This is a genomic window from Endozoicomonas sp. (assembly GCF_051008435.1).
Lineage (GTDB): Bacteria > Pseudomonadota > Gammaproteobacteria > Pseudomonadales > Endozoicomonadaceae > Endozoicomonas_A.
In genome coordinates, this window is the sequence record NZ_JBPCXO010000306.1 from 1 (window position 1) to 5,879 (window position 5,879).

Below are 5,879 nucleotides of genomic sequence, written 5' to 3' on the forward strand. Positions count from 1 at the left end.
GGGTCTGTTCAGAGTGCGGAGCTGAACATCTGCGTGACGTAAACGCAGCAAGAAACATTCTTGCGGTCGGGCATGACCGTCTAGCTGTAGGAATCCCCGTCCTTTAGGGCGGGGAGGATGTCAAGTCAGCCTGTTTGCGATAGGGCATTCCACTACTTTATTGATCGGTGTGTTTTTTGACATTCCTGCCAACGCTTTTCTGATCGATGCCATCATCGGGTTGTCGGTGGTCTACAAAGCACTGGACAACATGGGAGCTTATCAACGGTGGTTGGGTTTCCAGCCTAATACTCAGGTAGCCACCCTGATTTTTGGTTTATTCCATGGCTTTGGTCTTGCCACCAAAATTCAGGCATTTGAAATGGATCAGGAGGGGCTGCTGCCAAACCTGATCGCTTTTAATGTCGGGGTTGAGATTGGCCAGATATTGGCACTGTCAGCGATTCTTATTTTTATGGGATTCTGGCGTAAAACCGCTTCATTTTTCCGTCAGGCCTACAACACCAATGTGCTTCTTATGACGATTGGTTTTTTACTGACCGGGTATCAGCTCACCGGTTATTTCATCACCGCTACCCAGTAAAAGGAATTCATATGTATAACGCACGAAAACCTGATGTCAGTGAATTGCCGACAAGCCGCCAGCTTCTTAATTCAACCCTGCTGGCTCTTGCAGTGGCCGCAGCACTCCTGGTGACGGTGGTCATGCCTGCTGAGTACGGTGTTGATCCTACAGGCCTGGGTCGCATGATGGGATTAACAGAGATGGGGGCAATTAAGCAGCAACTGGCTGAGGAAGCCAGTGAAGCGGAGCAACAGGCTGAAATCAATAATCTTGTGGTTCAGGAAACAGTCACGGTATCACCTTCGGTGACAGAAACCGCTAAAGTGGAAACTGAGTTATTACCTGAGCCTGCGGTAGCGGAAGCACCTGCTCTAAGAACAGAGACTGTCTCCTTTACCATGAAACCGGGTCAGGCAGTGGAGTTCAAGTTGGCAATGAACAAGGGCGATCAGGTGCAATACCTTTGGAAGGTGGACAAGGGACATTTGAACTTTGACACCCATGCCGACAATAAAGAGGTCAGTTACTTTGGCTATAACAAGGGGAAAAAAGTGACTCAAGACAGCGGTACTCTGACCGCTGCCTTTGACGGTAAGCACGGTTGGTTTTGGCGGAATCGCTCCAAAGTTACCGTTGTCGTTTCGCTTAATGTTGAAGGTGAATTTAGCGAAACTGTTCGGGTGTTATAAATCGATGGGCGACTCTGTAAGTGCTACTCGGGATAAACATCCGGTGTCACAAATACCCGGGTAGTAAACGACAGGTCACGGTAAGGCGGGTTGGGATAGATCAGTTCTACAAAACTGGCTTTCCAATCCTTCTCAGGTGCATTCAATGAAATGTCTGCCCGGCAGCTTTCCTTGCAGTGGAATTTGAGCGCTTCGGACTTGAACCGGGTGACCGTCGGATTGTCAGAACTGGTTCGGAAATCTCTGGCATCAGGGTTTTCAGCGGTCCACAGTTTCATGGCTTTGGGAGGCATGGAGGCCACTATTTTCAAACTCTCATCATTCCTATCCCAGTTGATAGTGGGCATAGGGCGGTCTTCAATGATGGCCCCGTAAAAGGATTCTGTTGTCTCACTGACCAGAGTGCGATCCATTTTGACAATGTAATGCCTCAGGTCCGGCAAAAACCTCAGCCACTTGTCACCTTTCAGATCGTCAAAGTAGAAACGACTGGAGTCGGGTAAGAAAAAATCATCGCCAGTGGCATTAATGATGTACTTAGGCATGGTCAGCTGCGACAGGTATGAATAAGGATCGATAACGTCCATCAACTGAGTCAGAGGCTGGGTACCGATCGTAGGCATTAACGAGTAGTAGTCTTTGACTGCCGGAGCCCAACGTTTATAACTGTTAAAGTGATGCCTCATGCTGTCTTGCAGGTTAAGAACATCGATTACCATGGGGATTATGGCAGATACTCTGCTGTCCATCGCAGCGGTTAACCAGACAGTCCAGCCTCGTTTTGAGCCTCCAGCCAAAACAAAGTGGTCAATCTTTATGTGTTTCTCTTTCATCAGCGCCTGAACCGTGTCCATAGCCCGAACAGAGGCTTTTACCATGGGTAACCGTAGCGGCCAGTTGTAGTTTTTCTGAGGGTTATCGATAAACTTCTGCCAGGTATAGGCGACAAGTGCATCTTCTTTGAGAGGTTTATCATTCCCGAATTGCAGAAACTGGTTAGGGATGTCTTTCAGATCAACCACTACTGACTGGGTTCTGGCGGCGATATGAGAAAACAGCAGGTCGTCATTAGGACCTTTATTTTTTACGGGTATGTCAGCCGGCTGGTGGATGGTGCCACCATTGATATAGAGCAGAGCACTGTTTTCGGTGATTTTTTCCGGAACATACACCATGATCCGGTGATCCCAGATCGGGTCAGAGACTTTATCCTGCTCTGCCACATTCCAACGGAGGGACTTCATACTGACCGGGTAGGCTTTGACCTTCAGTTTTTGTCCATCCATTTCAACGGTCTCTTCGATGGCTGATTGAGCATTCCATTGATAATTCTTGTCTTTCTGCTTCAGATAACAGGGCAACACGTCATGAAAGTGCTTGCCCAGGTATGAAGGTGAGCAATTATCAGGCAAGACTTTCAGATGATCTCTGGCATAAACCGAAGTGTTCAGAATCAGAAGGCAAAAACAGAGCCCAGTCAGAAAATTGATGTGAAATCTGGAGAAGTAATCTTTTGTTATTTTGTTGATCTTTTCTGCAAAGTTCATAGCAGTCCGGAGTGGTGTTGCAACAGCATTCTCTGCTGAAAATTATCATTGCCAATGAATTCAGCCAGCTTTATTTCATGATCTCGCTGGAGTTTTGCCTTGGCACTACTGCTAACAAAGTTATTGCAGGCTTCTGACTCAAGATCAAGGCAGGCTGTGACTCTTTGTTGATATCGAGCCCTGGGATCACTCTTTACCCAAAGGCTCTGACCGGGAAGAAAGCTAAATTCCAGACCGTTGCGAGTGAACTCAACAATTTTGTCAAAGGATAGAAGAATACTGTTGGTTGTCTGATTGGGGCTGAAGCCATAGACGGCTTCTACAAACTGGCTGGTCAGATCTATTTTCAGAATACCCGGGTCGTCAGTGGCCAGTGTGACGGCGATGTTATTGCCTGCATAGACTGGGAATGGGTGCTTTTCTTGTGGCCCAATGCCATTCAGTCTCTGGTTACTGGTAAATGGCACTTCAATAGCGATGTCCTGACCCAGCATTGTCTCCAGCAGTTCTGAACTGCAGTTGACGTATTCTTCATTGCCGATGCTGGACAGTTTCAGGCAGTCCTGTGCCATGAGACTGAGTCCGTGGCCTATGCGTTTGGGCTGAACTATCTGGATGGCAATGGCCAGGGTCGTACGATAGTAAATATCCTCGACTGTGGTTTTGACCAGTTCTCCAGCGTGTAGGCTGATATGGTCTTTCACCAGAGGGTAGCTGCTGTTGTTTTTCAGAAAGCGCAGCATTTTCATATGACTGAGGTAATCGTTCAGCGCAGTCTCATTATTTTCAGGCCCAACTATATTAACGCCCAATACTTGGGGGTCATTACTGGAGAGACTCTGCTGCGCCAGTTCAAAGGCAAAGATCATCTGGGCGTAAACCTGGGGCAGGGTGTCGGTCCGGTGAATTTCGTGAAGAAACCTGACAGTGACGGTGCACGCGGGCTGAGCAGGTTTGTCGGCACAGCTTAAACGATCGTCAGAAACTTTCAGAGCATTGGCTACCTCTTTGGCTGCCAGCTGCAACTGGGTTTGAAAATCAGGCAGAGCGACTAACTTGGCACGAAAATCTTCTAAACTGCTGGTACTGTCCGGATCAGGTGTTGGAAAGTTTGTGATCAGGGCAAACAACTCATCGGGTCCGGTGGCCTCATTCCAGTAAATCATCGATTCTATGTATGAAAGCCCGTCAACAGCCGCTTTTTCGCGAATGAATGAAACGAAGTCGGCATCTACTCCATCAAAGAGGGCTGCCACCAGAGGAAAGAAATTGAAAAAATGCCAGTTGCGAACCTGTACGGTGTCTGAACTGTCAGGGACGGTCAGTTGGTTGATCAGGGTTTCACGGTTTTCTTCCTGACTGACATAGTCCTTAACCGTTTGTTGAGATCCATCGCATTTGACAATGTGCTGGTTGGCGTCCACGCAAAGGCCTCGCTCTATCGCGGTATCAATAATTTCCTTGGGCTCAATGGCCCCCATAAGATGATGGTGGAGGTTGCCACCTTTGGGCAGCTGATTCATGAAAGCCTGGAGTGCTGGGCGATGGTTGCGAATACGATCAAAGTTGTCACTGGTCTGCTGAATACCGGCACTGAGCTCGGAACTTTTGTGCAGAGAGGCAGAAAAACTGCTGTGAGACATCAAGAGCAGTACAACCAGAAAAATGCGAAGAATAAAACGTGAACTCATATTTTATCTGCGGCTGATACTAGTGGAAAAACAGTATAGTAGGACTTACGCATTGATGGCATCTGTAAATTTTGGTAACAGATAATCTTTGCCCTTTGCAAAAATCTCAATGAAAGTGCCAACCACCCTCTTAAGGAAGCTCTGAAAAACCTGTTGAGATTTCCAGTCTCAATCTTTGGCTGCTCAAAAAAACAGCAAAATATTTAAAAATAACGCTTTTTACAGCACTTCTGCGAGAGCAGCCCAAATTCAGGGCGCACTGCCCCCAGATCAGCCCGCTAACAGTTTCCTCTTAACCCGGAACAGGTTGTACAGACCAAACAGCATGAACAACTGACAGGTATTTTTCTTCACCCCCCGATAACGCACCTTTCGGAACCCCCACTGGCACTTAATGACCTGAAATGGATGCTCAACCTTGGCGCGCCAGCCAGACAATTTGCGGTGACGCTTTTTTTGGCTGTTCGACAGAGGGGGATTGCGCTTTTCTTTATCACAAATCGCATAGACAACATTATTAGTCCGATTAGCCCGGCACTCTTTCTTGTACTGGTTCCTGTACTGATCGTCAGCGTAACCTTTGTCGCCCCCTACTACTTGCTCTTCTCCATGCAGGAGTTCTTTTCGTTGAGTACTGTCATGGCGCTTGGCTTCTGTGCCTGTCAGTGAGTGGACAAGAGAGCTGTCACTATCAACGCCTATATGAGCTTTCATGCCGAAGTCATATTGGTTGCCTTTTTGGGTGGAGCTCATTTCAGGATCACGTTTTCCGCTTTTGTTCTTGGTACTGCTGGGGGCGGCGATAAGGGTTGCATCCACCAGTGTACCTCGCTTCATGAGCAGCCCTCTTTCTTTCAGATCCCTATTGATGGCTGCAAAGATGGCTTCCTGCAGATCATGCTCTTCGAGCAGATGGCGAAAATTGAGAATGGTTGTCTCATCTGGAACGGAACGGTATCGATAAAAGGATCGAGACGTAAAAAGCGCTGGAATGATAGCCGATCCTTAATGGCGTCTTCAGCGCCAGAATCAGAGAGCCCATACCATTGCTGGAGGCAGTTGATTCGTAACATCAACTCGGTACTGTTAGGTTTTCGTTCTGACACTCTATTACACTCTATTACACTCTATTACACTCTATCTACCTCCTCTCCACCTTCGTCCGGTAAATCATCCTGGCGATGAATAGCCCTGCTCCTACCAGTATTGCTACAGTGGTTACACCACCCAAAACGCCTCCAACGATACCTATTTTATCAGCTGAAGGATTGCCGTAAGTACAGAGCTGGGTAAGGGTATGGTTCAATGAAAGGCAGGAGGAATTGCTATACGAGCTCTGATTCATACTGGTCTCAAACAGACCTTTCGGTAATTCATGATTATCAGG

Annotated in this window: 7 protein-coding genes and 1 pseudogene; 3 read left to right on the forward strand and 5 right to left on the reverse strand. The window is 47.6% G+C overall.

All coding sequences use genetic code 11. The annotated features are described in order from the left end of the window. The 3 genes from ACR2PX_RS15575 to ACR2PX_RS15585 form a co-directional block, all read left to right on the forward strand. Positions 1–107: zinc ribbon domain-containing protein (locus tag ACR2PX_RS15575; RefSeq protein ID WP_433999696.1), on the forward strand; the 107-nt coding region annotated here is incomplete at its 5' end. A gap of 23 nt (positions 108–130) precedes the next feature. Further along, positions 131–583, forward strand: a complete 453-nt coding sequence (locus ACR2PX_RS15580; RefSeq protein WP_434000278.1) for a HupE/UreJ family protein — start codon at positions 131–133, stop codon at positions 581–583. Between the two features lie 11 nt (positions 584–594). Continuing rightward, the gene (locus ACR2PX_RS15585; RefSeq protein ID WP_434000274.1) at positions 595–1,254 is read left to right on the forward strand and encodes a transmembrane anchor protein; all 660 of its coding nucleotides are present in this window, start codon (positions 595–597) and stop codon (positions 1,252–1,254) included. 23 nt (positions 1,255–1,277) lie between these two features. Here ACR2PX_RS15585 and ACR2PX_RS15590 read toward each other — a convergent pair whose 3' ends face one another. The 5 genes and pseudogenes from ACR2PX_RS15590 to ACR2PX_RS15610 form a co-directional block, all read right to left on the reverse strand. Beyond that, entirely contained in the window at positions 1,278–2,801 is a 1,524-nt protein-coding gene (locus tag ACR2PX_RS15590; RefSeq protein ID WP_434000275.1) for a PhoPQ-activated pathogenicity-related family protein, read from the reverse strand. Then, on the reverse strand, positions 2,798–4,492 hold the full coding sequence (locus ACR2PX_RS15595) for a hypothetical protein (protein ID WP_434000276.1): 1,695 nt from the start codon (positions 4,490–4,492) through the stop codon (positions 2,798–2,800). Before ACR2PX_RS15595 ends, ACR2PX_RS15590 begins: the two co-directional genes overlap by 4 nt. A gap of 270 nt (positions 4,493–4,762) precedes the next feature. Further along, positions 4,763–5,488, reverse strand: coding sequence for an IS5 family transposase (locus tag ACR2PX_RS15600; protein ID WP_434000279.1), 726 nt, complete (start codon positions 5,486–5,488; stop codon positions 4,763–4,765). After that, positions 5,452–5,598 (reverse strand): annotated as a pseudogene (locus ACR2PX_RS15605) (transposase); the annotation flags it as partial. The pseudogene ACR2PX_RS15605 and the gene ACR2PX_RS15600, both read right to left, overlap by 37 nt. A gap of 35 nt (positions 5,599–5,633) precedes the next feature. Beyond that, on the reverse strand, positions 5,634–5,879 hold a 246-nt coding region (locus tag ACR2PX_RS15610; RefSeq protein ID WP_434000277.1), incomplete at its 5' end, for a hypothetical protein.